This window comes from Kitasatospora sp. NPDC002543 (genome assembly GCF_053594915.1).
Genome location: NZ_JBSFWR010000112.1, coordinates 1 through 26,539, shown reverse-complemented (window position 1 = coordinate 26,539; position 26,539 = coordinate 1). Strand labels below are relative to the sequence as shown.

General features: G+C 73.1%; 24 protein-coding genes. 15 read left to right on the top strand and 9 right to left on the bottom strand.

The genetic code is table 11. The features are described from left to right. Both ACWD4P_RS32385 and ACWD4P_RS32380 read right to left on the bottom strand, forming a co-directional pair. A partial coding sequence (locus ACWD4P_RS32385; protein WP_449782110.1) for an AzlD domain-containing protein occupies positions 1-278 on the bottom strand: 278 nt, incomplete at its 3' end. Then, a complete protein-coding gene (locus ACWD4P_RS32380; protein ID WP_449782109.1) occupies positions 278-1,021 on the bottom strand; it encodes an AzlC family ABC transporter permease in 744 nt (247 codons plus the stop codon). The genes ACWD4P_RS32380 and ACWD4P_RS32385, both read right to left, overlap by 1 nt. Before the next feature lie 333 nt (positions 1,022-1,354). Between ACWD4P_RS32380 and ACWD4P_RS32375 the strand changes: the two genes are divergently transcribed. Continuing rightward, the gene (locus ACWD4P_RS32375; RefSeq protein WP_449782111.1) at positions 1,355-1,891 is read left to right on the top strand and encodes a helix-turn-helix domain-containing protein; all 537 of its coding nucleotides are present in this window, start codon (positions 1,355-1,357) and stop codon (positions 1,889-1,891) included. Positions 1,892-1,922: 31 nt separating this feature from the next. Here the strand turns inward: ACWD4P_RS32375 and ACWD4P_RS32370 are convergent, their stop codons facing one another. Next, positions 1,923-3,932, bottom strand: a complete 2,010-nt coding sequence (locus tag ACWD4P_RS32370; RefSeq protein WP_449782108.1) for a cholesterol oxidase substrate-binding domain-containing protein — start codon at positions 3,930-3,932, stop codon at positions 1,923-1,925. A gap of 352 nt (positions 3,933-4,284) precedes the next feature. Here ACWD4P_RS32370 and ACWD4P_RS32365 point away from each other — a divergent pair, with 352 nt between their 5' ends. Together ACWD4P_RS32365 and ACWD4P_RS32360 are read left to right on the top strand one after the other, a co-directional pair. After that, positions 4,285-5,112: a carbon-nitrogen hydrolase family protein gene (locus ACWD4P_RS32365; protein WP_449782107.1), complete on the top strand. Its 828-nt coding sequence runs from the start codon at positions 4,285-4,287 to the stop codon at positions 5,110-5,112. A gap of 115 nt (positions 5,113-5,227) precedes the next feature. Then, the gene (locus tag ACWD4P_RS32360; protein WP_449782106.1) at positions 5,228-6,634 is read left to right on the top strand and encodes a class II fumarate hydratase; all 1,407 of its coding nucleotides are present in this window, start codon (positions 5,228-5,230) and stop codon (positions 6,632-6,634) included. An 84-nt stretch (positions 6,635-6,718) separates the two neighbouring features. Here ACWD4P_RS32360 and ACWD4P_RS32355 read toward each other — a convergent pair whose 3' ends face one another. Then, positions 6,719-7,192: an SPW repeat protein gene (locus ACWD4P_RS32355; RefSeq protein ID WP_359827657.1), complete on the bottom strand. Its 474-nt coding sequence runs from the start codon at positions 7,190-7,192 to the stop codon at positions 6,719-6,721. Between the two features lie 185 nt (positions 7,193-7,377). Here ACWD4P_RS32355 and ACWD4P_RS32350 point away from each other — a divergent pair, with 185 nt between their 5' ends. Then, on the top strand, positions 7,378-7,950 hold the full coding sequence (locus tag ACWD4P_RS32350) for a PadR family transcriptional regulator (RefSeq protein ID WP_449782105.1): 573 nt from the start codon (positions 7,378-7,380) through the stop codon (positions 7,948-7,950). 172 nt (positions 7,951-8,122) lie between these two features. Continuing rightward, complete coding sequence (locus tag ACWD4P_RS32345) at positions 8,123-9,838, top strand: acyl-CoA dehydrogenase family protein (RefSeq protein ID WP_449782104.1); 1,716 nt, start codon at positions 8,123-8,125, stop codon at positions 9,836-9,838. A gap of 51 nt (positions 9,839-9,889) precedes the next feature. Here ACWD4P_RS32345 and ACWD4P_RS32340 read toward each other — a convergent pair whose 3' ends face one another. The 4 genes from ACWD4P_RS32340 to ACWD4P_RS32325 all read right to left on the bottom strand — a co-directional run bounded on the left by ACWD4P_RS32340 (position 9,890) and on the right by ACWD4P_RS32325 (position 12,276). Then, the gene (locus ACWD4P_RS32340) at positions 9,890-10,600 is read right to left on the bottom strand and encodes a response regulator transcription factor (protein ID WP_359827652.1); all 711 of its coding nucleotides are present in this window, start codon (positions 10,598-10,600) and stop codon (positions 9,890-9,892) included. A gap of 219 nt (positions 10,601-10,819) precedes the next feature. Then, the gene (locus ACWD4P_RS32335) at positions 10,820-11,485 is read right to left on the bottom strand and encodes a hypothetical protein (RefSeq protein WP_449782103.1); all 666 of its coding nucleotides are present in this window, start codon (positions 11,483-11,485) and stop codon (positions 10,820-10,822) included. Between the two features lie 15 nt (positions 11,486-11,500). After that, positions 11,501-11,911 carry a hypothetical protein gene (locus ACWD4P_RS32330; protein WP_449782102.1) on the bottom strand — a complete coding sequence of 137 codons (411 nt, stop codon included), beginning with the start codon at positions 11,909-11,911 and terminating at the stop codon, positions 11,501-11,503. Continuing rightward, the gene (locus tag ACWD4P_RS32325; RefSeq protein ID WP_449782101.1) at positions 11,908-12,276 is read right to left on the bottom strand and encodes a hypothetical protein; all 369 of its coding nucleotides are present in this window, start codon (positions 12,274-12,276) and stop codon (positions 11,908-11,910) included. Before ACWD4P_RS32325 ends, ACWD4P_RS32330 begins: the two co-directional genes overlap by 4 nt. 298 nt (positions 12,277-12,574) lie before the next feature. Between ACWD4P_RS32325 and ACWD4P_RS32320 the strand changes: the two genes are divergently transcribed. The 5 genes from ACWD4P_RS32320 (at position 12,575) to fahA (ending at position 18,860) form a co-directional block, all read left to right on the top strand. Further along, positions 12,575-13,936 (top strand): phosphoribosyltransferase family protein, encoded by a 1,362-nt coding sequence (locus ACWD4P_RS32320; protein ID WP_449782100.1) that lies wholly within the window; start codon positions 12,575-12,577, stop codon positions 13,934-13,936. A gap of 231 nt (positions 13,937-14,167) precedes the next feature. Then, entirely contained in the window at positions 14,168-15,382 is a 1,215-nt protein-coding gene (hppD, locus tag ACWD4P_RS32315) for a 4-hydroxyphenylpyruvate dioxygenase (protein ID WP_359822509.1), read from the top strand. A 42-nt stretch (positions 15,383-15,424) separates the two neighbouring features. Beyond that, positions 15,425-16,627 (top strand): cupin domain-containing protein, encoded by a 1,203-nt coding sequence (locus ACWD4P_RS32310; RefSeq protein WP_449782099.1) that lies wholly within the window; start codon positions 15,425-15,427, stop codon positions 16,625-16,627. Beyond that, a complete protein-coding gene (locus tag ACWD4P_RS32305; RefSeq protein WP_449782098.1) occupies positions 16,624-17,631 on the top strand; it encodes a hypothetical protein in 1,008 nt (335 codons plus the stop codon). The genes ACWD4P_RS32310 and ACWD4P_RS32305 overlap by 4 nt, the downstream gene beginning before the upstream one ends. Then, positions 17,628-18,860: a fumarylacetoacetase gene (gene fahA, locus ACWD4P_RS32300; protein ID WP_449782097.1), complete on the top strand. Its 1,233-nt coding sequence runs from the start codon at positions 17,628-17,630 to the stop codon at positions 18,858-18,860. The genes ACWD4P_RS32305 and fahA overlap by 4 nt, the downstream gene beginning before the upstream one ends. Positions 18,861-19,051: 191 nt before the next feature. Here fahA and ACWD4P_RS32295 read toward each other — a convergent pair whose 3' ends face one another. After that, positions 19,052-19,822, bottom strand: a complete 771-nt coding sequence (locus ACWD4P_RS32295; RefSeq protein WP_449782096.1) for an SDR family oxidoreductase — start codon at positions 19,820-19,822, stop codon at positions 19,052-19,054. Between the two features lie 100 nt (positions 19,823-19,922). On the opposite strand from ACWD4P_RS32295, the gene ACWD4P_RS32290 reads away from it, so the two are divergent. The 5 genes from ACWD4P_RS32290 to ACWD4P_RS32270 all read left to right on the top strand — a co-directional run bounded on the left by ACWD4P_RS32290 (position 19,923) and on the right by ACWD4P_RS32270 (position 26,474). Next, on the top strand, positions 19,923-20,576 hold the full coding sequence (locus ACWD4P_RS32290) for a TetR/AcrR family transcriptional regulator (protein ID WP_449782095.1): 654 nt from the start codon (positions 19,923-19,925) through the stop codon (positions 20,574-20,576). 129 nt (positions 20,577-20,705) lie between these two features. Continuing rightward, on the top strand, positions 20,706-21,785 hold the full coding sequence (locus tag ACWD4P_RS32285; RefSeq protein WP_449782094.1) for an enoyl-CoA hydratase/isomerase family protein: 1,080 nt from the start codon (positions 20,706-20,708) through the stop codon (positions 21,783-21,785). Positions 21,786-21,916: 131 nt separating this feature from the next. Beyond that, positions 21,917-22,582, top strand: coding sequence for a GntR family transcriptional regulator (locus ACWD4P_RS32280; protein WP_449782093.1), 666 nt, complete (start codon positions 21,917-21,919; stop codon positions 22,580-22,582). A 201-nt stretch (positions 22,583-22,783) separates the two neighbouring features. Next, positions 22,784-25,546 (top strand): pyruvate dehydrogenase (acetyl-transferring), homodimeric type, encoded by a 2,763-nt coding sequence (gene aceE, locus ACWD4P_RS32275; protein ID WP_449782092.1) that lies wholly within the window; start codon positions 22,784-22,786, stop codon positions 25,544-25,546. A 142-nt stretch (positions 25,547-25,688) separates the two neighbouring features. Beyond that, entirely contained in the window at positions 25,689-26,474 is a 786-nt protein-coding gene (locus ACWD4P_RS32270) for an enoyl-CoA hydratase (protein WP_359822529.1), read from the top strand. The last annotated feature ends 65 nt before the right edge of the window (positions 26,475-26,539 follow it).

Sequence of the window (26,539 nt, the reverse complement as noted above, 5' to 3'; positions counted from 1 at the left end):
GCCGCCCCCGCCCCCGCGGCGACGACCACGGGGAACGGCACCCGGCGCAGCGCGAGCAAGCCGGCGACCAGGACGCCCGCCGGACGGGCCCATCCCGCGAAGCCGTGTCCCTGGGTGAGCGCGCCGGTGGCGATCAGGGCCACCAGCAGCACCGCCGCAGCGACGGCGAGCAGGTGCCGAAGCCGTTCCGAGAGGGCGAACCGGCCGGCGAACAGCGGACCGGCGAGCCGGAATGCGTACGTCCCGGCCGCCAGCAGCAGGACCGCGTACAGCGGCATCATCGGACCGCCTCCTTCTCCCCGTTCACCGCGCGCTCCCCGTCCGCCGAGCTCCGGACCACCGCCGCTTCCCCCACCACCGGACGCCCGGCGAACAGCAGCCCGACCAGGGCCAGCAGCACCGGCAGGCCGGCCGGCACGAACGGTGTCGCCGCCACCGCGACCACCGCGCCCGCCAGCGCCGCCGTCCGGGTACGGCGGTCCGCGAGCGAGGGCAGGACGAGTGCGAGCAGCACCGCGGGGAACGCCGCGTCCAGGCCGAGCGCGTCCGTGTCGCCGATCAGCCCGCCCGCGAGCGCGCCGAGCACCACCGAGACGTTCCAGATCACGAACAGCGCGGTCCCGCAGAGCCAGTACACGGCCCGGCGCCGACGCGGCTCGTTCTGCTGCAGGGCGAAGGCGGCGGTCTCGTCGGTGAGCAGTTGCGCGCCCAGGAGCCGGCGCCACCAGGGGCCGTCGAGCACGTCGGCCACGGTGAAGCCGAAGGGCAGCAACCGGGCGTTGAGCACCAGTCCGGTGGCGACCGCGGCGAGGGCGCCGCCGCCCGAGAGCACGACGCCGACCGCCGCGAACTGGGAGCCGCCGGCGAACACCAGGACGGAGAGGGCGATCGGCACCCAGAGGGGCAGCCCACCGGAGACGCTGATCGCGCCGAAGGAGGCGCCGACGAGCGCGTCGGCCACGCAGACCAGAGCGATGTCCCGGAGCGTCGCCCGCTCCAGTGTTCGGAATAGCGAACGCATGTTCATCAGAGTGAACCGATTCGGGCTCGTTCGTCAAGCCGAACGACTGGACCGATCAAGCGAACGATTGCCCACTCGATCGACCGTGACAGCATGAACGGCGGCATCAGCCGCACCGGGAGCCATGGAAGCGGCCAGGAGGAAGCGTGAGTGGCGAGCATGAGTGACCAGAGCACCCCGACCACGAGCCCCGGCGCACCCGGTGGCTCGACCGCCCCAGGCGACTCGGCCGGCCCCGACACCGACGCCGGCGACACCGACGCCGGCGACACCGGCGCCAGCGCCAGCGGCAGCACCGGCACCGGCACCAGCACCGGCACTGGCACCGAGCTGATCGGCCAGATCGCCGCTTCGATCCGGCGCGAACGCGAGCGCAGCGGCCTGTCGATGGCCGAGCTGGCCCGGCGCGCGGGCATCGCCAAGTCCACGCTCTCCCAGTTGGAGTCCGGTGCGGGCAACCCCAGCGTCGAGACGCTCTGGGCGCTCGGGGTCGCGCTGAACGTGCCGTTCAGCCGCCTGGTCGACCCGCCGCGCCCGGTGGTCAAGGTGATCCGGGTCGGCGAGGGCCCGGTGACCCACTCCGAACGCGCCGACTACGCCGCGACCGTGCTCTCCTCCTGCCCGCCCAACGCCCGGCGCGACATCTACCGGATCGAGGCCCAGCCGGGCGAGACCAGAGCCTCCGACCCGCACATGCCCGGCACCGTCGAGCATGTGCTGATCGGCGCCGGGCGCGCGCTGGTGGGCCCGACGGAGGCGCCGGTGGAACTGGGCCCGGGCGACTACGTGAGCTACCCGGGCGACGCTCCGCACGTGTTCCGCGCCCTGGCCCCGGACACCCTCGCAGTGATCGTCATGGAACACATCTGATGGTGAGTCAGTCGACTGAGGTGCGCACCCGTCACTTCAACAGGCTGTCCAGGAAGGGGTTCCCGAACACCCGGTGCGGGTCGTGGCGGTCCAGGACGGCGACCGCCTCGTCCCAGCCGGGCCCGCCGCCGGCCCGCAGGCTGTCGGGGATGACCCGGCCGAGCAGGTCCGGATCGGACCAGGCGGCCTCGTCGGTGTAGGCCCAACCCTTGGACCACTCGACCCGCAGGCCCGCCCGGGTACCGTCGAAGGCGCGCAGCATCCACTGCTCCAACTCCCGGGCGAAGCGCTCCAGTCCGGGAGTCCCCGGGAAGGCGAGGACGTCCAGCCAGACCGCCGTGTCCCACTCGGGGCGGTCGGCCCGCGGGCGCAGCGCGGACAGCAGCGGGGCCCGGGCGCCGGGGACGCCGGCGGAGGCCGGGTCGTCCAGTCCGGTGACCCGGATCTCCACCGCGCCGTTCACCGGGAACTCACCCCGAGCCTGATACGAATCAAGCAACTCTCGGTAGTAGGCCGCGAATTCGCTCACCACCCACTGGAGGTCAGCGCGCCTGGTGAGGATCGCGTAGCCGTTGGCGGTGACCCGCAGGGTGGTCGAGCGGACGTACTGGAGCAGGGTGCGCGAGGGGCCCCAGAGGTCGGAGCGCAGTCCGCCCGCGAGCAGGTGGGTGAGCGCCTCGCCGCTGAGCAGTCGGCGCAGCAGCGCGCCGGAGAGCAGGATCTCCGTGATGTCCCCGGTGAGCCCCACCTTCGCGACCAGGTACTGGAGTTGGCCGAACAGCGGGGCCGAGGCCCACGCGCCGCTGACGATCTCACCGGCGAGCCGGGCGACCGGTTCCGGAAGACTGTCCGAGAAGGGGTAGTTGTAGGGGTGGTCGACGGAGAGCGAGGCGAGCGGCTTGTCCGGGGCGACGCTCCAGGTCTTCAGCCAGGGGTACTCGGTGTAGGCGAACCAGATCGCCTCGACCCGGCCGTCGCGGTCCACGAAGTCGGCCAGGGTGCGCGGGCCTCCCCCGCCGCCGAGGACGCCGCCCAGCGCTCCCCCGAGGACTCCGCCGAGCCCGCCGCCGCCACGGGTGCCGCCACCGCCGGTGCCGCCACCGCCGGTGCCGCCACCGGCGGCCGGGCGGGCGAAGAGCTCGCTCGCCAGGATGTCGAGCCGGCTGACGCAGCGCAGCGGCCGGTCGGCTCCGGCCCGCAGCACCACCTCGGTGAGGAAGGCGCGTCCCAGGTGCACCAGGAAGGCGGCGCTGTCGGCCTCGGAGCGGTCGAAGGTGCGCAGCGCGTAGCGGCCGGTGGCCGGGTCGAGGACGACGGCGGTGAGCCGGACGACCTGGTTGCTGACCGAGCCGTAGCCGTGCCCCTCCGACCGGGCCTCCCCGACGGCCGGGACGGCGGTGCCGTGGCCGCCGATGGCGAGGACACCGCCGACGGTGAGCTCACCGGGGGCCGGGACGGCGGTCAGGCCGAGGCCCCGGTCGGCCAGGTGCGCGAGCAGGGCCTCCATGGTGGCGCCGGTCTGCACCCGGACGGTGCCGGGCGAGTCGGCGCTGATGGCGGTGAGGTGGCGGCTGGTGTCCACGAGCAGGACCCGGGCGCTCTCCGGGGTGCCGGCGGCGACGGTGAGCGGCGCCCAGGTGTGCCGGTAGCCGGAGGCACGCAGCCGCCAGCCGTTGGCGTGCGCCCAGTCGGCGAGGGCCGGGACCTCCTCGGGCGTGCGGGGCGCGCAGGTCCACAGTTGGTCGGTGCGGATCTCACCGGACCAGTTCTGGAAGATCCGCTGGTAGAGCTCGGTGCCGCCGGGCAGTCCGGGCGGAACGGGCGAGGCGGCCTCGGCGCTGTCCGGGCCGACGGTGCCGCGCAGCAGCCAGGCCCCGGCGCCGAGGGCCGCCGACGCACCCAGCAGTCGGCGGCGGGTGAGGCCGCCGGGGGTGCTGCCGCCCGCGCCCGCCGTCGCGTCGGCGGGGGCCTTCGAGTCGCCTGAGATGTCGGCCCTCGCGCCGGCTCCCACATCGGCCTTCCCGTCCACCGGGGCACTCATCGGGGTCATCCCCTCCGGCGCCGCCCCGTCACCCGGTCCGCCCATCGGGCCGTGTCCTGTGGTCATCCGTCCGTCCGCCCCCTCATGCTGCTCCCCCGGGGCCGAGCTGTGGCGATCCGGGTCCGGCCGGAGATCGTCCGACCTGGAGTGGAGCGTATGAAGGGGCGCGCGGCAGTTTGAAGCGCCCGCCCGGGATCTCACTCCTTCGAGTGAGATCGGCCCCATCGGTGCCGGGAGTCCCCCACCTGCCGTGCTGCCCGCCGAGGCCCTGTCGTCCGTTGTCGTTGTCCGTGGCCTCGGCGGGCACATAGGTTGATCACGACCACCCGCTCCGCCCGCTGGAGGCCCTGCCGTGCCCTCGCCCGCGACCTCGTCCGCGCCCTCGTCCGTGACCTTGGCCTCGCCCGCGGCCCCGTCCGCGCTGCCGCTGTCGGCCGTAGCGTCCGTGCCGTCCGCGCCCGGAGCGCTGACGGTCGCCGTCGCCCAGCCCGCCTGCGCCGCCGCCGGCCGTCCGGACACCGTGTCCGAGAACGTCGCGCTGCACGCCGCGGCGGTGCGGGAGGCGGGCACCCGGCTGGTGGTGTTCCCCGAGCTGTCGCTGACCGGCTACGACCTGGCCGCCCCCGCCGTCGACCCGGCGGACGCCCGCCTCGCGCCACTGGTGGCGGCCTGCGCGGAGACCGGTGCCGTCGCCCTGGTCGGGGCGCCGGTCGCCGAGGCCGACGGGCGCGAGTCCATCGCCGTGCTGGCGGTCACCGGGGAGGGCGCCGAGGTCGTCTACCGGAAGATGCGCCTGCACGGCGCCGAGGTCGAGCGCTTCACTCCCGGCGAGAAGCCCGTCGTCCTGGAGCTGGACGGTCTGCGGCTGGGCCTCGCGGTCTGCGCGGACGCCGCCGACCCGGCACACGCAGCCGAGACCGCCGCACTCGGCATCGACGCCTACGTCGCCTCCACCCTCTACGGGCCCGGCGCCGCCCAGGCCGAGCGCCGGGACGGCCACTTCCGCGACCGGGCCGCCGCCCACGGGGTGTGGTGCGTGCTCTCGACCTGTGCCGGGGCCACGGGCGAGTACCCGGACAGCTCGGGCGGCTCCGGCGTCTGGGCCCCGGGCGGCGGCCTCGTCGCCCAGGCCGGTACCGCCCCGGGCGAGCTGGTCCGCGCCGAGCTGCCCCGCCGGTAGCCGGCGGGCCGGGAACCGGATCCACCGATCGGAAATACCCGGGCCCCGCGCGCGGCTGTGGTGAGCGAAGATCCGTTCCGGGCCGTTCGGGCCCGTACAGGAGGTGCAGCGCGCGATGGGTGGCGAGCAGGCGAAGCCGCAGGAGTACCGGATCGAGCACGACTCGATGGGCGAGGTCCGGGTTCCGGCCGACGCCAAGTGGCAGGCGCAGACGCAGCGGGCGGTGGAGAACTTCCCGGTGTCCGGCCAGCGGCTGGAGCGGGCGCACATCGCCGCACTGGCCCGGATCAAGGCCGCCGCGGCCCGGGTGAACGCCCGGCTCGGGGTGCTGGACGAGGAGACGGCGGAGGCGATCTCGTCGGCGGCCGAGGAGGTCGCGGAGGGGCGTTGGGACGACCAGTTCCCGGTGGACGTGTTCCAGACCGGATCGGGCACCTCGTCCAACATGAACACCAACGAGGTGATCGCCACCCTGGCCGGGGAGCGGCTGGGCCGGCCGGTCCACCCGAACGACCACGTCAACGCCAGCCAGTCGTCCAATGACGTCTTCCCGTCCTCGATCCACATCGCCGCGACGGCCGCGGTCACCCACGACCTCGTCCCGGCGCTGGAACACCTCGCGGAGGCGTTGGAGCGCAAGGCCACCGAGTTCGCCGGAGTGGTCAAGTCGGGCCGCACGCACCTGATGGACGCCACGCCCGTCACGCTCGGCCAGGAGTTCGGGGGCTACGCGGCGCAGGTGCGGCACGGGCGGGAGCGGCTGCTGGCCACCCTCCCGCGGGTGGCCGAACTCCCGCTCGGCGGGACGGCGGTGGGCACCGGCATCAACACCCCACCCGGCTTCCCCGCTGCCGTCATCGCGGAGGTGGCCCGCGCCACCGACCTGCCGCTGACCGAGGCCAGGAACCACTTCGAGGCGCAGGGCGCACGGGACGCCCTGGTCGAGCTGAGCGGTCAACTGCGCACGGTGGCCGTCGGGTTCACCAAGATCGCGAACGACCTGCGGTGGATGGGCTCCGGTCCGCGCACCGGGCTCGGCGAGATCAACCTGCCGGACCTCCAGCCCGGTTCGTCGATCATGCCCGGCAAGGTGAACCCGGTGCTGCCCGAGGTGGTGCTGATGGTCGCCGCCCAGGTGGTGGGCAACGACGCGACGGTCACGCTGGCGGGAGCGAGCGGCAACTTCGAGCTGAACGTGATGCTCCCGGTGATCGCCCGCAACGTGCTGGAGTCGGTGCGGCTGCTCGCCAACAGCGCCCGGCTGCTCGCCGACCGGACGGTGGACGGCGTCACCGCGAACGTCGAACGGGCCCGGGAGTACGCGGAGTCCTCGCCCTCGGTGGTGACCCCGCTGAACCGCTACATCGGGTACGAGGAGGCCGCGAAGGTCGCCAAGCAGGCGCTGGCGGAACGCAAGACGATCCGTCAGGTGGTCCTGGAGCGCGGCTACGTCGAGCAGGGCAGGCTCACCGCGGAGCAGCTGGACGAGGCCCTGGACGTGCTGCGGATGACGCGCCCCTAGGGGCGCCCAAGCGGGTAGGACGCGCGCCGGGGCGCGGCGGGCGGTTCGCGCCCTCCGCGCCCCGGTCACGGGCTGCGGGGAAGATCAGCCCTTGGCGCGGCCGGCCCGGCCGCGCCGCATCGACGCTCCGTTCGAGGTCATGGTCGCCATCGAGATCGCCGCGAGTCCGAGCAGGAACATCACGGCGCCCACGATGAGGCAGGTCACGATGTTCTTGCCGTGCGCGACGGACCCGGAGACGACCCACGGGGAGATGATCGTCCAGACACCGAGCGCCGCGGCCGCCCAGGCCCGCGCGTGGGTGCGCTCGTAGGCCGATCCGTAGCCGGCCATCAGGGCCGTGTAGGCCAGACCCACGATCAGGCAGGTCACGGTCAGGGTGTTGTACGCGGTGAAGCCGACGATCCAAGGCGATGCCGCCAGGAAGAGGCCGGCCAGGACGGCCAGGGCTTCGATGCCCTGAGCACGCGGGGTCGAAGTGGCCCGCTCGTAGCGTTCGCGGAGTTCGACGATGTCCGGATGGTGCTCCATGCCCGTCGTCGGGATATGGGTTGCCACCGATACCACCTCCTGTGGTCGGAACCGGTAAGGCGCTTGCCCCGTACCCATTCTGGCGCTTATCTACCGTTTTGCACCCGATAGTCCGCAATGGTCGATAACCATCCGATCACGGCGGTGACCTCCGTCTCAACCGTCCGGGCCGCCATTGCCTATGCAACTCGTTGCATAGCAGGATGCGGGCCATGGCACTGGAGCACGCGATCCTCGTCTCGCTGCTGGAGCAGCCCGGCTCCGGCTACGAGCTGGCCCGACGCTTCGACCGCTCGATCGGGCGCTTCTGGACCGCCACCCACCAGCAGATCTACCGGGTGCTGCGGCGCATGGAGGCGGACGGCTGGGTGGCCGCGCAGGAGGTCGTCCAGGACGGGCGTCCGGACAAGAAGGTGTACTCGGCGGCCGACGCCGGGCGGGCCGCGCTGGCTGCCTGGCTGCGCGAACCGGTCGAGCCGGAGACCGTGCGGCACGAGCTCGCGGTCAAGATCCGGGCCGCCGCCTTCGACGACCCGGCCGCGCTGGTCTCCGAGGTCGAACGGCACCGCGAGAGCCACGCCGCCCTGCTCGCCCGCTACCTGCACGGCGAACAGCGGGACTTTCCCGACGCCACGGAGCTCGACGCCCGGCAGCAGCTGCAGCACGTGGTGCTGCGCGGCGGCATCGAGTACGAGCGGATGACCATCGCCTGGCTCGACGACGTGCTCGCCACCCTGCGCCGCCTCTCCCTCCCGTCGCCCCACCGCCCCACCACCGACGAGTGACGGGTGACTGGTGACTGGTGACTGGTGACTGGTGACAACTAACAGAGTTTGAAATCTGTCAGTTGTCATCTGTTATCTGCCATCTGTCGTCCGTCGCCCGACCCCTGCCACCCGTCACAGGCCTCTGCCACCCGCACCTCCTCACACACCCTCGACCCCCGGGAGCCCCTCGATGCTCTTCAACCCGCGCAGCTACGACCCCGCACAGTTCGACGAGCCGACCCGCCGACTGCTGCGCGCGACGGTGGACTGGTTCGAGTCCCGCGGCAAGAAGGCCCTGATCGACACCTACATCGACCGCAGCTGGTACGCGGACTTCCTGGACTTCGCCGCGAAGGAGGGCCTGTTCGCGGAGTTCCTGACCCCGGCCGCGGCCGACCCTGACAAGCGCTGGGACACCGCCCGGATCGCCGAGCTGAACGAGATCCTCGGCTTCTACGGGCTCGGCTACTGGTACACCTGGCAGGTCACCATCCTGGGCCTCGGCCCGGTCTGGCAGAGCGAGAACGAGGCCGTCCGCGCCCGCGCCGCCCAGCTGCTCGCGGAAGGCCACGTGATGGCCTTCGGCCTCTCCGAGCGCACCCACGGCGCCGACATCTACTCCACCGACATGATCCTCACCCCGGACGGCGAGGGCGGCTTCACCGCGACCGGCTCCAAGTACTACATCGGCAACGGCAACGTGGCCGGCCTGGTCTCGGTGTTCGGCCGCCGAGCCGACGTCGAGGGCCCGGAGGGCTACGTCTTCTTCGCCGCCGACAGCCGCCACGACGCGTACCACCTGGTCAAGAACGTGGTGAACGCGCAGATGTACGTCAGCGAGTTCCGCCTCGAGGACTACCCGGTGCGGGCCGAGGACGTCCTGCACACCGGCCAGGCCGCCTTCGACGCCGCTCTCAACACCGTCAACGTCGGCAAGTTCAACCTCTGCACCGCCTCGATCGGCATCTGCGAGCACGCGATGTACGAGGCCGTCACGCACGCCCACAACCGGGTGCTGTACGGCAAGCACGTCACCGACTTCCCGCACGTCAAGCGGGAGTTGACCGACGCGTACGTCCGCCTGGTCGCGATGAAGCTGTTCAGCGCGCGGGCCGTGGACTACTTCCGCACCGCCTCCCCCGAGGACCGCCGCTACCTGCTGTTCAACCCGATGACCAAGATGAAGGTCACCACCGAGGGCGAGAAGGTCATCGACCTGATGTGGGACGTCATCGCGGCCAAGGGCTTCGAGGCGGACACCTACTTCGACAAGGCCGCGAAGGACATCCGCGGCCTGCCGAAGCTGGAGGGCACCGTCCACGTCAACCTGGCGCTGATCCTCAAGTTCATGGGCAACTACCTGTTCGCCCCGGCCGACTACGCCCCGGTGCCGACCCGCCTGGACGCCGCCGACGACGCCTTCCTGTTCCGGCAGGGCCCGGCCCGCGGCCTCGGCGCGATCCGCTTCCACGACTGGCGGGCCGCCTACGACCGTCACGCCGCCCTGCCCAACGTCGCCCGCTTCCGCGAACAGGCCGACGGCTTCTGCGCGTTGCTGCTCGAGAACGCGCCGAGCAAGGAGCAGCAGGCGGACCTGGACTTCCTGCTGGAGATCGGCCAGCTCTTCGCGCTGATCGTCTACGGCCAGCTGGTCCTGGAACAGGCCGAGCTGACCGGCCTGACCGCCTCCAAGCACGGCGGCGACGTGCTGGACCGGCTCTTCGACGCGCTGGTCCGCGACTTCTCCGCGCACGCCACCGAGCTGCACGGCAAGGCCTCGGCCACCGAGGAGCAGGCCGCCTGGGCGCTCGCGAACGTGCGCCGCCCGGTCGCCGACCCGGCGCGGGACGCGCGGGTGTGGGCGCAGGTCGAGGCGCTCTCCGGCGCGTACGAGATGCAGCCGTAGGGCCGAGCGCAGGACTCCGGGGGTGCCGGTCGGCGGGCCGGCACCCCCGGTTCACCTCTCCCGGGAGGTCCGGCCGTCGCCGAGGCCCATGTCGCGGGCCCGGGCGACCGCCTCGGCGCGCGTGGCGACGTGCAGCTTCTCGAAGATGTGGGTGATGTGGTTGCGGACGGTCTTCTCCGCGACCACCAGCTCCCGGGCGATCCGCCGGTTGTCCAGCCCGCGCGCGACCAGGTCCAGTACCTCGGCCTCGCGGGCGGTGAGTTCGGGGAAGAGCTGCCCCGCCTCGCGCATCCTCGCCCCGGCCAACAGGGCGGTGATCCGCCCGGCCACCTCGCCGCCGAACACCGCGCCACCCGCCGCGACCGTCCGCACCGCGTGCAGCACCTCCTCCCGCCCGGCGCCCTTGACCAGGTAGCCGCGCGCCCCGGCCTGGAGGGCGGCGAGCAGGTTCCCGTCGTCGTCGGACATGGTCAGCATCAGCACCGGCGGCGGCGACTCCCGGGTGGCGAGCTCCCGGACGGCCTCCAGCCCGGAGCCGTCGGGCAGCGACAGGTCCATGATCACCACGGTCGGGCGGGACCGGGCGACCGCCTCCGGAACATCGGCGACCCGCTCCGCCTCGGCGACCACCAGGACGCCCTCGGCGCTCTCCAGCGCGGCCTTGAGCCCCTCCCGGAAGAGGGGGTGGTCATCGACGATCAGCACACGGACGGTCGGGTCGTCGCCCGGGTCAGCGGGCGCCACCGGCTGTTCTTCATCCACCCGGCCGACACTATCAGCGGTGGTGGCGTGACTTTCCGTGACGAGGTCGTGGAGCCCTCCGCGTGTCGACCGTCCGCGACCGGCGGATGACCAGCGGATGACCAGCGACAACCGGCCGCGAGCCGCTGCCCGGCGGGCGGCAGTCGACAGGTGGCAGCAGGCGGACGACAAATGACAGCTGACAGATTTCAACATCTGTCAGCTGTCATTTGTCACCTGTCAGCCGTCGCCACCGGCCCGCCCCGAGCGCACGGGCCTGCTGTCCCATTCCGGCCCCAGCGCGGCGCCGGGTGCCCCGACGCGGCCCAGCACGGCGGCGACCGGTCCGCGCCGCCCGGCCCGGAGGCCGTACCGTTCCCCCGCCCGGACGTAGATCAGGTCGCCGGGGATCACCGGCACTTCGCCGAGTTCCCCGAGGAAGACGGCGGCCCCGGAGAGGACCACCAGGAAGGCGTCGGCGGCCCGGTCCGCGTACGGTCCGCAGGTGCCGGCCGGGTCCAGCCGTACCGTGCCGACCTCCACCTGCCGCCAGCCCGGGCCGGCCCCGGAGTCCGACCGCTGGCATGGGATGGCGGCCCGGAGCGGGACAGGCCGGACGGTGAGCACGGTGGTCGGCGCGCCGCGGACGGCGGTCAGCCGGTAGGAGGTGCCGGGCCGGTGGTGCAGCGCCTCGCCCGGGGAGAGGATCCGGCCGGCCGCGAACAGCCGACCGGACAGCACGACGGTCACCGACTCGACGGATTCGTAGGGAAGTTGCTCGACCCGGACACCCGGCGGCAGCGCCTCGACGGCGAGTCCGGCGCGGACGGCGGGCCGCTGCTCGGGGTCGATCAGCCGCTGGAACGCGGGGGCGGTGCGGGGGACGGCGGCGGGGACGAGAATCACGAGGGGCCTCCTCGGTCAGGGCCGGTCGTGTCGGGCGGTGCGGCGCCGGGCCAGGGCGGCCCGGGTGCCGGCGGGGTGCCGGGGAACGGCGAGGACCAGGCAGAGCAGTTCCGCGCCGAGCGGCCCGGCTTCGAGGTGCAGGGTGCGCCCGCGGCGGGCCAGCAGCAGGTCTCCTTCGGAGGCCAAGTGGTCCGGCTCGTCGGAGAGTTGTCCGACGGCGGCGGCACCGCGCAGCACGTGGAGGACGGTTTCGGTGTCGGGTCGGCCCGGGAGGACGTGGTGGGCGCCGGGGCTCAGCCGAACGTGGTCGAAGGCCTCGCAGGCGCTGGCCAGCATCGGGCTCCGGGCGAGGGAGCGGATCCGTACGCGTTCGCCGTTCGGGCCGATGACGACCATGGCGGCGCCGGTGTCGGTGGTGACGATCACCTGGGGTCACCTGCTTCGGAGGAGGGCGGGACGGTGAGCACGGCGTGGAAGTACTCCAGGCCGGCCGTCCCGGCGGTCAGGACGGTCCGCGAGCCGAGCGGCAGCACCATGGCCGTGCCCTCGACCAGCGGCAGGCCGGCGCCGGCACGCTCCGGGTGGTCCGGGTGCACGGCGTCCTCGGGCAGTTCTGCCAGCCCGGAGCCGGCGGTGACGTAGAGCGCGTGCTCGATGCCGTCGGCGGCGACCTCGGTGCGCCGGCCGGGGTCGAGCCGTTGCAGGCCGACGCCGCGCAGCGGTCCGGCGAGCAGGCGTCCGGGGTCGACGGCGCCTCGGCGGCGCAGGTCGGTGATGACGGTGCCCGACATGACGGGCGCTCCTTCCGGTCGCGGGCGGGCTCCGGGGCCCGCCCCTGCGATTCACCGTGCGCCGCCCACGGTCCCGGTCGCACGGGGGTCTCGTCCCGATCGGCTCCCGGCCCGATCCCGACCTCACCCCGGCACCGTCCCGGCCCCATCCCGGCCCGATCCCGGCCGTGGTCCCGGCTCCCGACGCGGCCCGCGTCGGGGGCCGGTCCGCGCCCCCTTCGCGCGCACCTCGGGAGCCCGCGCCCGCGACCGCCCCCGCCCGGCCGGAACGACGTACGGTGGAACCGGAGGCCGTGTCATGCACGTCACCGGGACCCACTTCACCCGCTTCGCCGACCGCACCGAGGCGGGCCGTCGGCTGGCCGCCCGCCTGGGCCACGTGGCCGGTCCGGACGCCGTGGTCGTGGCGCTGCCGAGGGGCGGTGTGCCGGTGGCCGCCGAGGTCGCGGCAGTGCTCGGCGCACCGCTGGACATCTGCGTGATCCGCAAGCTCGGTGTGCCCTACCAGCCCGAGCTCGGCATGGGGGCCATCGGCGAGGACGGTGTCCGGGTGCTGAACGACCAGGTCATCCGGTTCGCCTCGGTCACGGACGGGCAGCTGGCCGAGGTGGAACGGCGCGAACGCGCCGAGCTGGCCCGCCGTGCCCGCCGCTACCGGGGCGACCGGCCGCCGGCCGACCTGCGCGGACGCACGGTGGTCGTGGTGGACGACGGCATCGCCACCGGTTCCACCGCCCGCGCCGCCTGCCGGATCGTCCGGGAGCGCGGGGCGGCCCGGGTGGTGCTCGCGGTGCCGGTCGCGCCCGCGGACTGGACCGAGCGCCTCGACGGGGTCGCCGACGAGCTGGTCTGCGTCGACACGCCGTCCCCGTTCCACGCGATCGGCGAGTTCTACACCGACTTCTCCCAGACCGGGGACGAGGAGGTGCTGCGGCTGCTGGCCGAGGCCCGTGGCAGTGCCCCGCCCGCGGCCGCCGCCGGGGTCGACCGCGAGCTGCTGCTGCCCGTCGCCGGGGTCCGGCTCGCGGGCCGGCTGACCGTGCCGGCCGGTGCGCGCGGGGTCGTCGTCTTCGCGCACGGCAGCGGCAGCGGCCGGCACAGCCCGCGCAACCGGTACGTCGCCGAGTACCTGAACCGCACCGGGCTGGCCACGCTGCTCTTCGACCTCCTCACCGAGGACGAGGAGCCCGACCGGCGGAATGTCTTCGACGTGCCGCTGCTGGGCGGGCGGCTGACGGCCGTCGCCCGCGAGCTGATCGGGGACGGCGCGGGGGACGCCACCGTGCCCGAAACCGGGGGCCTGCCGCTCGGCCTGTTCGGCGCCAGCACCGGCGCCGCTGCCGCGCTGCACACCGCGGCCGAACTGGGCCCGGCGGTGCGCGCCGTGGTCTCCCGGGGCGGCCGCCCGGACCTCGCCGCGCCCGACGCCCTGGCCCGCGTCCGCGCCCCGACGCTGTTCGTCGTCGGCTCCCTGGACCCCGCTGTGCTCGACCTCAACCGGCAGGCCCGGAGCCGGCTGCGCTGCGCGACCGAGCTCGCGGTGGTACCGCACGCGAGCCACCTGTTCGAGGAGCCGGGGACCTTGGACCGGGTCGCCGAGCTGGCCTCGGACTGGTTCCTCCGCCGCCTCCCGCACCCCGCCGGTCCCGGAAGTACGTGACCGTCCCATTGCGCAGACTTCGCGCATCACCCCCGGTCAGCAGCGCATTTTGCGCAGCCGCCGACGGGAATTTCTGATCAGCTTGTACACATTGAGCAGTCAAAATCCGACCTGTTGCCCAACCACTCCGACAGTAGCAAGCTCTCCGCAACCACACCGCCCACCCGTTCGCGGTGCGGTCGCGGCCCAGCGGATGCCTCGACGACGAGGCCCGAAGTGGAGGAACGAGCGATGACCCCGCAGTCCCACGCCCTTGAGTTGACCCCCGAGGAGCGCGAGGCCGGTCTTGACGCCGACCAGCTGCGCCGCCTCGTCGGCCTCGTCGAACACGACGCGGCCGCCGACCCGTTCCCGGTGACGGCCCAGGACGCGGTCGTCTTCGTGGTCGGCAACGCCACTCAGACGGCCCAGTTCTACCAGGTCGTCTTCGGCATGGAGCTGGTCGCCTACTCCGGCCCGGAGACCGGCCGTCGGGACCGCAAGGCGTACGTGCTGCGCTCCGGCTCCTGCCGCTTCGTGATCAAGGGCGGCGTCCTGCCGGACAGCCCGCTGCTGGACCACCACCGCCGCCACGGCGACGGTGTCGTGGACCTCGCCCTGGAGGTCCCGGACGTCGACAAGTGCATCGAGCACGCCCGCGCGACCGGCGCCACCGTGCTGGAGGAGCCGAACGACGTCTCGGACGAGAACGGCACCGTGCGGCGCGCGGCCATCGCCACCTACGGCGAGACCCGCCACACCCTGATCGACCGCTCCCGCTACCACGGCCCGTACCTGCCGGGCTACGTCGTCGCGGAGAGCAGGGTCACCCACCCTGAGGGCTCGCCCAAGCGCCTGTTCCAGGCCCTCGACCACGCCGTCGGCAACGTCGAGCTGGGCCGGATGGACGAGTGGGTGACGTTCTACAACCGCGTCATGGGCTTCGTGAACATGGCCGAGTTCGTCGGCGACGACATCGCCACCGAGTACTCCGCGCTGATGTCCAAGGTCGTCGCCAGCGGCAACCACCGGGTGAAGTTCCCGCTCAACGAGCCGGCCATCGCCAAGAAGAAGTCCCAGATCGACGAGTACCTGGAGTTCTACACCGGCCCCGGCTGCCAGCACATGGCGCTCGCCACCAACGACATCCTCACCACCGTGGACGTGCTGCGGTCGCGCGGCGTCGAGTTCCTCAACACCCCGGACGCCTACTACGACGACCCGGAGCTGCGCGAGCGGATCGGCAAGGTCCGGGTGCCGATCGAGGAGCTGAAGAAGCGCGGCATCCTGGTCGACCGCGACGAGGACGGCTACCTGCTGCAGATCTTCACCAAGCCGATCGGCGACCGCCCCACCGTCTTCTACGAGTTCATCGAGCGGCACGGTTCGCTCGGCTTCGGCAAGGGCAACTTCAAGGCGCTCTTCGAGTCCATCGAGCGCGAGCAGGACCGCCGCGGCAACCTGTGAGCGTCGGAGAGCTCTGACGAACGGTCGAGGAGGACCACGGAGATGGCGTACTACCGGCAGACGGGCAGCATCCCGCCCAAGCGGCACACCCAGCACCGCACTCCCGAAGGCGGGCTCTACTACGAGGAGTTGATGGGCGAGGAGGGGTTCTCCTCGGACTCCTCGCTGCTCTACCACCGGGGCATCCCCTCGGCCGTGGTCAACGCGGTGCCCTGGGAGCTGCCGGACCAGTCCACGGTGCCCAACCACCCGCTCCTCCCCCGTCACCTCAAGCTGCACGAGCTGTTCGCGGACCAGGACTGGAAGTCCGCGGACGTCGTCGGCAGCCGCAGGCTGGTCCTCGGCAACGGCGACGTGCGGATCTCGTACGTCGCCGCCGGGGCCCCCAGCGAGCTCTACCGCAACGGGCTCGGCGACGAGTGCGTGTACGTGGAGTCCGGCTCCGGCACGGTCGAGACGGTGTTCGGCTCGATCGAGGTCGGGCAGGGCGACTACGTCATCATCCCGCGCGCCACCACCCACCGCTGGGTACCGGACGGCGACGAGCCGCTGCGCGCCTACTGCATCGAGGCGAACAGCCACATCGCCCCGGTCAAGCGCTACCTGTCCAAGTACGGGCAGCTGCTGGAGCACGCGCCGTACTGCGAGCGGGACTTCCGCGGGCCGGTCGGCCCGCTGGTCGTCGACACCCCCGGGGACGCCGACGTGCTGGTCAAGCACCGCGGCCCGAACGGGGTCGCGGGCACCCGCTACACCGTGCCGCACCACCCCTTCGACGTGGTCGGCTGGGACGGCTGCCTGTACCCGTACGCCTTCAACGTCAAGGACTTCGAGCCGATCACCGGCCGGATCCACCAGCCGCCGCCGGCCCACCAGGTGTTCGAGGGCAACGGCTTCGTGATCTGCAACTTCGTTCCGCGCAAGGTGGACTACCACCCGCTCTCGATCCCGGTGCCGTACTACCACGCCAACGTGGACAGCGACGAGGTCATGTTCTACTGCGGCGGCGACTACGCGGCCCGCAAGGGCTCCGGCATCGGCCAGGGCTCGATCTCGCTGCACCCGGGCGGGCACACCCACGGGCCGCAGCCGGGCGCGTACGAGCGCAGCATCGGCGCGGAGTTCTTCGACGAGCTGGCCGTCATGGTGGACACCTTCCGCCCGCTGGAACTCGGCGAGGGCGGCCGGGCGAGCGAGGACGCCAACTACGCCTGGACCTGGGCCGGTCGGGGGCCCGGGCGATGAACGCGCTGCCTTCCGGGGGCCCGGACCACGAGTCGGCCCCCGAGCCGGTCACCGGGCCGGTCACCGGGCCGGTCACCAGTCCGTTTCCCGAGCTGTTCCGCGGGCTGTTCGACGACGCCGCGGTGTTCCCTCCGGGGAACCTGGCGGTCGCCGACGCGGTGCCCGCGCACCGGAGGCACCGTGCGGCCTGGTACGCCGAGGCGGTCGGCCCCCTCCTCTGCGGAGCCGGCCGACTTGGCGAACTGGCCGCGGCGGTCACGAACTCCCCTGCGGTCGCGGGCACTTCCGCGTCCCACGGGGACACATCGGGGGGCGTGGCGGGGGCGGACGGCTCGGTGGCGGCGGAAGACCGGCCGCTCAAGGTCGGGCTGGTGCTGCCGGGGGGCAGCACCGAGCTCGCCCCGGCGCTCGCCGCCGCCGCGCCGTTCGAGCTGGCCGGCGTCGAGCTGGCCACCCGGGACGCCGCCGAGGCGGTGGCCGCACTGGACCGGCTGCTGCCGCCGGACATCCCCGCCGCCGTCGAGCTGCCGCGCGAACTCCTGCGCGGCGACGGGCTGGACGCCGCCCTGGACGTCCTGGTGGACAGCCCCTACCGGGCGAAGTTCCGCACCGGCGGACTGGTCGCCGAGGCGTTCCCGAGCGAGGACGAGCTGGCCGCCTTCCTCGTCGGCTGCGCGCGGCGCGGACTGCCGTACAAGTGCACGGCCGGGCTGCACAACGCCGTCCGGCACACCGACCCGGAGACCGGCTTCGAGCACCACGGCTTCCTGAACGTGCTGCTGGCCGCACAGGAGACCGACCTCGCCGCCGCGGCGGCGGTGCTGGCGGAGCGCGACGGCGAGGTGCTGGCCAAGGCCGCGCGAGCACTGACGGACCGTCAGGTCGTGATGATCCGGAACTCGTTCACCGCGTTCGGCACCTGTAGCATCGCCGAGCCCTTGGGTGACCTGGCCGAGCTCGGCCTGCTGTCGTCGCCCAGCCCACTGCACCAGGAGGACCGTTGAGCACCACCCCCAGCCGTCCCGGCAGCTGGCTCGCCAGCGCCCAGGACTCGCCGTTCGGCGTGCACAACCTGCCGTACGGCGTCTTCACCGCCGCCGACCGGCCCGGGCGGCGCCGGATCGGCGTGCGCGTCGGGGACTTCGTGCTGGACGCCGGGGCGGCCGCCCGCGCGGCCGGTGCGCCGTCGGCACTGCTGGAGGCGGACTCGCTCAACCCGCTGATGGCGGCGGGGCGCCCGGTCTGGACCCAGGTCCGGGCGGACCTCACCACCTGGCTCACCGACGCGTCCTTCCGCGAGGCGCTGTCGCCGGCGCTGCTGTCGGCCGACGAGGTGGAGCTCCACCTGCCGTTCGAGGTCGCCGACTACGTCGACTTCTACGCCTCGGAGCACCACGCCACCAACCTGGGCCGGATCTTCCGCCCGGGATCCGAGCCGCTCACCCCCAACTGGAAGCACCTGCCGATCGGCTACCACGGACGGGCGGGAACGGTCGTGGTCTCCGGCACGCCGGTGGTGCGCCCGCACGGGCAGCGCAAGGCACCCTCCGACGCCGCGCCGACCTTCGGACCGTCGCGCCGGCTGGACATCGAGGCCGAGGTCGGCTTCGTCGTCGGCACGCCGTCCGAACTCGGCCGGCCGGTCCCGCTGGACGACTTCCGCGAGCACGTGTTCGGCGTCTGCCTGCTCAACGACTGGTCGGCGCGCGACATCCAGGGCTGGGAGTACGTGCCGCTCGGCCCGTTCCTCGGCAAGTCCTTCGCGACCTCGGTCTCGCCGTGGATCGTGCCGCTGGACGCCCTGGAGCACGCCCGGATCGCGCCGCCGGAGCGCGACGTCGAGCCGCTGGCGTACCTGGACGACCGGGGCGGCGAGCCGTGGGGCCTGGACCTGGCGATGGAGGTCCGGCTGAACGGGCACCCGGTCTCCCGGCCGCCGTTCGCCACCATGTACTGGACGGCGCAGCAGCAGCTGGCCCACATGACCGTCAACGGCGCCTCGCTGCGCACCGGCGACCTGTTCGCCTCGGGGACGGTCAGCGGGCCGGAGCGGGACACCCGGGGTGCGCTGATCGAGCTGACCTGGAACGGGGAGGAGCCGCTGAAGCTCCCGGACGGGACGACCCGGACCTTCCTGGAGGACGGCGACGAGGTGGTCATCACCGCCACCGCGCCCGGACCGGACGGCACCGTGGTCGGCTTCGGCGAGGTCTCGGGGCGCGTCCGGGGCTGAGAGTCCAGGGAGGCCTCGGACACCGGTTCGCGGACACCGGTTCGCAGGCGCCGGAGAACAGGCACGAGCAGCAGGTCACGGGTTTCAGATGACAGCCGACAGCTGACAGATTTCATCATCTGTCAGCTGTCGGCTGTTCGCCGTCCGCGCCCCGCACCCCCTCGCGGACGCCCCCCGAGCCCCGCCTACAGCTACAGCCCCGAGCCGCCGGTGGCATCGACCACCCGGCCGGTCATCCACCGCGCCTCGTCCGAGGCGATGAAGGCGACGATGTCCGCGATGTCCTCCGGCGCCCCGACCCGGCCGAGCGCCGAGATCGAGGCCGCCTTCGCCCTGGCCTCCGGATCGCGCAGCCACTCCGCGTTGAGGTCGGTGTCGATGATCCCGGGCGCCACCGAGTTGACGGTGATCCCGCGCGGTCCGAGCTGCTGGGCGAGGTTGAGCGAGAAGGTGTCCAGCGCCCCCTTGGTGGCGCCGTAGGCCATGATCTCCGGCATGGCGAGCCGGGCCAGGCCGCTGGAGACGTTGATGATCCGGCCGCCGTCGCGCAACCGTTCCAGCCCGTGCTTGACGACGAAGAATGGCGCGCGGACGTTGACCGCGAAGACCTCGTCGAACTCCCCCTCGGTCAGACCGGCCAGGTCGGAGCTGCGCCCGATCCCGGCATTGTTCACGATGATGTCGACGCCCCCGGCCGGCGCGTGCTCGGCTATCCGCGCGTCGAAGGCCTCCCACAGCGCGACGGCGTCGCCGTGCCGCCCCAGCGCGGCGGGCAGTGCGAAGGCCCGGCCGCCGTCCGCGCGGATGCCCGCCACCACTTCCTCCGCCGCCGCCTCGTTCCGGGCGTAGCCGACGGCGACGGTGGCGCCGTCCCGCCCGAGCCGGCGGGCGATGGCCCGTCCGATGCCCCTGCTGCCGCCCGTGACCATCGCCGTCCTGCCCTGAAGCCTGTTCGCGCCCATGGCCGATCCCCCTCCTGCTGCACTCCGGGTAATTCTTGAGCGGTCGCTCAAGAAAGAAGCTAGCACACCGTTCTTGAGTGAGTGCTCTAAAATTCGGCACATGGCAGAACCCCCCGCGGCGAGCGCGGCATCCGGAAGCGGGACGACCGGCCCCGGGCCGGCACCCCGACGCGGCCGACCGCCGGCCTTCGACCGGGCCGAGGCGCTAGCCGCGGCCACCCGGCTGTTCTGGCAGCTCGGCTACGAGGCCACCTCGGTCGCCGACCTCACCTCCGCCATGGGCATCCGCCCCGGCAGCCTCTACGCGGCCTTCGGCGACAAGCGCGCGCTGTTCGAGGAGGTGGTCCGCCAGTACGGCCTCTCCCCCGTCGGCGCGTTCGCGACGGTCGCGCTGGCGGAGGAGCCCACCGCGTACGGCGCCTTCGCCCGGATCCTGCGCGAGGCCGCCGTCGTCTACGCCGACCCCTCCCATCCGGCCGGCTGCCTGGTGATCTCCGCGGCCACCAACGTCACCCCGCAGGACGCCGGCATCCAGGAGCGGCTGCGCGACCAGCGCAACGGGAACCTGCGGATCTTCGAGGAGCGGCTGCGCCGAGCGCGACAGGACGGCGAACTGCCGCCCGAGGCCGACCCGAAGGCGCTGGCCGCCTTCTTCGGCACGGTCCTCCAGGGCATGTCCCAACAGGCCCGGGACGGCGCCACCGTCGCCGACCTGGCCCGCACCGCCGAACTCGCCCTGCGCGTCTGGCCCTGAACCGCTGCCGCGCACCCGCCCCGGCCGGTGCGGCCCGGTGACCGGAACGCCCCGCCGGCCCCGGTACGGTGGACGCCGGGGTTCCGGCAGGAACCAGGTCGACATCGTCGAGGGACGGGAGCGGACCCGGTGGACACAGAGGTGGCGGAGGTCCGGGCGTTCCTGGACGGCGGGGTCGGACGGCTCGTGCTGAACCGCCCGCGGGCGCTCAACTCGCTGACCCACGGCATGGTCACCGCCCTCCACGCCACCCTCGCGGACTGGGCGTCGGACGACCGGATACGCGCCGTGGTACTCACCGGCGCCGGCGAGCGGGGCCTGTGCGCGGGCGGCGACATCCGCGCGATGCACGGCGACGCCATGACCGGCGGGGCCGGCACCCGGGTGTTCTTCCGCGACGAGTACCGGCTGAACGCGCTGATCGCCCGCTACCCGAAGCCGTACGTCGCGGTGATGGACGGCATCACCATGGGCGGCGGCGTCGGGGTGTCCGCCCACGGCGCGGTGCGGATCGTCACCGAGCGCTCCACCGTCGCGATGCCCGAGACCCGGATCGGCATCGCCCCGGACGTCGGCGGCAGCCGGCTGCTGGCCCTGGCCCCGGGCGAGTTGGGCACCCACCTCGGGCTCACCGCGGCCTCGATGGGGCCGGGCGACGCCCTGCTGTGCGGGTTCGCGGACCACTTCGTGCCCTCGCCTCGCCTGCCGGACCTGCTCGACGCGCTGAGCCGGAGCACCGCCGCGACCGCCGCCGCCGGGGTCACCACCGCCGAAGTCGCCGCCGTCGTCGCCGCGCACGCCGAACCCGCGCCGCCCGCCGCACTGGCCGCCGACCGCGCCTGGATCGACGCCTGCTACGCGGCCGACACCGCCGAGGAGATCGTCGACCGCTTGCTGAACTCCGGTGTGCCGGAGGCGAAGGAGGCCGCCGAGGCCGTCCTGGCGAACTCCCCCACCGCCGTGAAGACCACCCTGGCCGCGCTCCGCCGCGCCCGTACGCTGCCCTCGCTGGAAGCCGTGCTCGACCAGGAGTACCGGATCGCCTGCGCCGCGCTGGAGAGCCACGACATGGTCGAGGGCATCCGCGCACAGGTGATCGACAAAGACCGCGCGCCCCGCTGGAAGCCCGGCACGCTCGCCGAGGTGACGGACGCGGACGTCGCCCGCTTCCTCGCCCCGCGCGGGGACGACGAGCTGGGCCTGGCCTAGGGCGTGTCTTGTGGATCTTGTCGGACCCGGCGAAGACCCGCAGGACACGCCCTGGGCGCGCCGCACAGGTCTTGCCGGGTCCGACGCCCCCGGCCCCTCCCCACCCTCCACCGGCACACCTGGAGTCCGCCATGAACCACCCGGTCCCGCAGCCGTCCCCGGCCGGGGACACCGATCCGCTGTCCCGGGTGCCGCTCGGCGAGCAGGTGCGCGGGCTGCTCCTGGAGGGCCTGCTGAACGGCCGCTGGCAACCCGGGGACCGGATCGTCGAGCGGCGCCTGGCCGCCGAGTTGAACGTCAGCCAGGCGCCGGTCCGCGAGGCGCTGCACGCGCTGCGGACGCTCGGGCTGCTCGACGCCGAACCCAACCGGGGCGTGCGGGTGCGCGAGATCGGCCCGTCCGAGCTGCGCGAGGTCTACCAGGTGCGCGCTTCCCTGGAGCGGCTGGCCGCCGAGTCGGCGGTGGTCCGGCTGGCCGGGGACACCACCGGCCTGGAGCGGCACGCCGAGCGGATGGCGGCGGCCGCGGCGGCCGGCGACGCCCTCGGCCAGGCCCGGCACGGGGTGGCCTTCCACCGCGAGATCGTGGCCGCCTCCGGCAACGGCACGCTGCTGCGGACCTGGGAGGGCCTGGGGGTCGAGGTGTGGACGGTGCTGTCGCTGCACCGGGTCCGGCCGGAGCTGCACGACAACGCCGCCGACCACGGGCCGCTGATCGAGGCCTTCCGGCGGCAGGACCCGGAGGTCGGCAGGCTGCTGGCCGAGCACGTCCTGGAGTACGCCCGGCACTCCGACTGAACCACCCGGCCTCCGGGGGCTTCCTCCCCGCACCTCATTCAAGTTCGCACAAGGATGATCGATCATCGCTCAAATTACCCACCAGTAGCAGTTGACGCACCTCCAGCCCGCTCCCTACGGTCCCCTTAGTTCCATGGAGAGGAATGCTATTCCGCATCACGGAATCAGCACCCTGAAGCGCACCGTAAAGGGGAACCACCCGTGTCCCAGCTCGACCAGCTTCCCGACCACGACCCCGAGGAGATCGCGGAGTGGCGCGCGTCCCTCGACGCCGCCCGCGACTTCAGCGGTCCGAACCGCGCCGCCCACCTGCTGCGCCGCCTCGTCGAGCACGCCGAGCTGCAGCGGCTCGACGTCCCGCCGCTGCTGGACACCCCGTACGTCAACACCATCCCCACCGCCGCCGAACCGGACTTCCCCGGCGACGAGGAGATGGAACGCCGAATCACCGCCTGGAACCGCTGGAACGCCGCCGCCATGGTGACCAGGGGCAACCACCGCGGCGGCCTGGGCGGCCACATGGCCACCTACGCCTCCGCCGCCTGGCTGTACGAGGTCGGCTTCCAGCACTTCTTCCGCGGCAAGGAGGCCGACGGATCCGGCGACCAGCTGTACGTGCAGGGCCACGCCGCCCCCGGCGTCTACGCCCGCGCGTTCCTGGAGGGCCGGATCTCCGAAGCCCAGCTGGACCGCTTCCGCCAGGAGGTCGGCGGCGACGGCCTGCCCTCCTACCCGCACCCTCGCCGGCTGCCCTGGTTCTGGGAGTTCCCGACCGTCTCGATGGGCCTCGGCCCGCTCTCGGCGATCCACCAGGCCCGGTTCAACCGGTACTTGACCGCCCGCGGGATCAAGGACACCTCCGGCTCGCACGTCTGGGCCTTCCTCGGCGACGGCGAGATGGACGAGCCCGAGGCCACCGCCGCGCTCGCCCTGGCCGCCCGGGAGAACCTGGACAACCTCACCTTCGTCGTCAACTGCAACCTGCAGCGGCTCGACGGTCCGGTGCGCGGCAACGGCAAGATCGTGCAGGAACTGGAGCGCCGGTTCCGCGCGGCCGGCTGGAACGTCGTCAAGTCGCTGTGGGGTGAGGCCTGGGACGACCTGCTGGCCCGGGACACCACGGGCGCGCTCGTCCGCCGGCTCGGCGAGGTGCCGGACGGCCAGTTCCAGACCTACGCCGCCTCGGACGCCGGGTACGTCCGCGAGCACCTCTTCCGCGGCTCGCCCGAACTGCGTTCGCTCGCCGACACCTTGGACGACCAGCGGCTGATCGGAACCGTCGCCACCTCCCGGGGCGGCCACGAACCGCGCAAAGTATACGCGGCCTACCGCGCCGCGCTCGGACACCGGGGCGCGCCCACAGTGGTACTGGTGCAGACCGTCAAGGGCTGGACCCTCGGCCCCGGCTTCGAGTCCCGCAACGCCAACCACCAGATGAAGAAGCTCTCCGGCGCCGAGTTCCGGGCCATGCGCGACCTGCTCGAACTCCCCATCCCGGACGCCGCCTTGAACGAAGCCCTGCCCCCGTACGCGCACCCCGGACCGGACTCCCCGGAGGCCCGGTACCTGCGCGAGCGCCGCGCCGCACTGGGCGGTCCCGTACCCGCCCGGCGGGTGCGCTTCACCCCGCTGCCCACCGCTCCCGCGAAGCCCTTCGAGACCCAGTTCAAGGGCTCCGGCAGCCAGGAGATCGCCACCACCATGGCGTTCATCCGGCTCGTCAAGGACCTGATGCGGGACAAGGCGACCGGCCACCGCTGGGTGCCGATCGTCCCGGACGAGGCCCGCACCTTCGGCATGGAGTCACTCTTCCCGACCGCCGGAATCTACTCCCCGCTCGGACAGACCTACGACCCGGTCGACCGCGACCAGCTACTCCATTACAAGGAATCGGCGACCGGCCAGATCCTCAACGAGGGCATCACCGAGGCCGGTTCGATGGCCTCGCTGACCGCCGCCGCGACCGCGTACGCGACCCACGGCGAGCCCGTCGTCCCGTTCTACATCTTCTACTCGATGTTCGGCTGGCAGCGCACCGCCGACCAGATGTGGGCGCTGGCCGACCAGTTGGGTCGGGGCTTCCTGATCGGCGCCACCGCCGGCCGCACCACGATGACCGGCGAGGGCCTCCAACACGCCGACGGACACTCCCAGTTGATCGCCTCCACCAACCCGGCCGCGCTCTGCTACGACCCCGCGTTCGGCTACGAGGTGGCCGCGATCGTCCGCGAGGGACTGCGCCGGATGTACGGCGGCAGCGAGCGGCACCCCCACGGCGAGGACGTGTTCTACTACCTCACCGTCTACAACGAGCCGCTGGTGCAGCCCGCGATGCCGGACGGCGAGGACGTCGTGGAGGGCATCCTGCGCGGCCTCTACCGCTACCGCGCGGCGGACGCCTCGGCCCTGACCACCGCCCAGCCGCCCGCCCAACCGCCCGTCCGACCGCTCGTCCCGCCCGCCGACCGGCCCGCAGAAGCGCCGCGGATCCAGCTGCTCGCCTCCGGCACCGCCGTGCGCTGGGCCCTGACGGCCCAGCGACTGCTCGGCGAGGAGTGGGGCGTCGCGGCCGACGTCTGGTCCGCGCCCTCCTGGACGGAGCTGCGCCGCGAGGCGCTGGAGTGCGACGCGGCCAACCTGGCGCAGGCGGCGGCCGGGGCCGGAACGGCGGCCCGCGTCCCGTACGTGACCCGGGCGCTGGCCGGGGCCCCCGGGCCGGTGCTGGCGGTCAGCGACTGGATGCGCGCGGTGCCGGACCAGATCCGTCCGTGGGTGGAGCAGGACTGGACCTCGCTGGGCACCGACGGTTTCGGCCTCTCGGACAGCCGGGCGGCGGCCCGACGGCACTTCGGGGTGGACGCCGAGTCGGTGACGGTCGCCGCGCTGGCCGCACTGGCCCGCCGGGGCGAGGTCGGGCCGGAGACCGTACGGCGGGCGGCGGAGCGCTACGGCGTCCGCTTCTGACCGGCGCGGCGCCCGCCCCTCCACCGGCTGGTGACCGGCGTCTCGCATACCAAGACTGGCGCGAGGCGGGGCGCGTCGTAGATCGTTGGGTGGTCAGGGCGCGCCCACGGGCGCCGAGCAGCGGAAATGGGAGTCGACGGCGATGACCGAGACCGAGACCTACGAGACGATCCTGGTCGAGCGCAAGGGCCGGGTGGGGCTGATCACGCTCAACCGGCCCAAGGCGCTCAACGCGCTCAACACCCAGCTCATGAACGAGGTCGTCGCCGCCGCGACGGCCTTCGACCGGGACCCGGAGATCGGCTGTCTGGTGATCACCGGCTCGGAGAAGGCCTTCGCGGCCGGCGCCGACATCAAGGAGATGCAGGGCAACCGGTTCCCCGACGTCTACCTGGACGACTGGCTGGGCCCGTGGGACCGGCTCGGTGCCCTGCGCAAGCCGGTGGTGGCGGCGGTGGCCGGGTTCGCGCTGGGCGGCGGCTGCGAGCTGGCGATGCTGTGCGACGTCCTGCTCGCGGCGGACACCGCCAAGTTCGGGCAGCCGGAGATCAAGCTCGGGGTGATCCCCGGCATCGGCGGCTCGCAGCGGCTGACCCGGGCGGTCGGCAAGGCGAAGGCCATGGAGCTGTGCCTGACCGGCCGGATGATGGGCGCCGAGGAGGCCGAGCGGGCCGGACTGGTCTCCCGGATCGTCCCGGCGGACCAGCTGCTGTCCGAGGCGCTGGCCACCGCCGGGACCATCGCGGCGATGTCCACCCCCGCGGCGATCATGATGAAGGAGAGCGTCAACCGCGCCTTCGAGACCACGCTCGCCGAGGGCGTCCGCTTCGAGCGCCGGCTCTTCCACGCCGCCTTCGCCACCGCGGACCAGAAGGAGGGCATGGCGGCCTTCGCCGAGAAGCGCCCGCCGGAGTTCACCAACCGCTGACGCATCGCCGACGGAGTTCAGCTGACAGATTTCAGATGTTGTAATCTGTGAGCGGAAAAACGGGA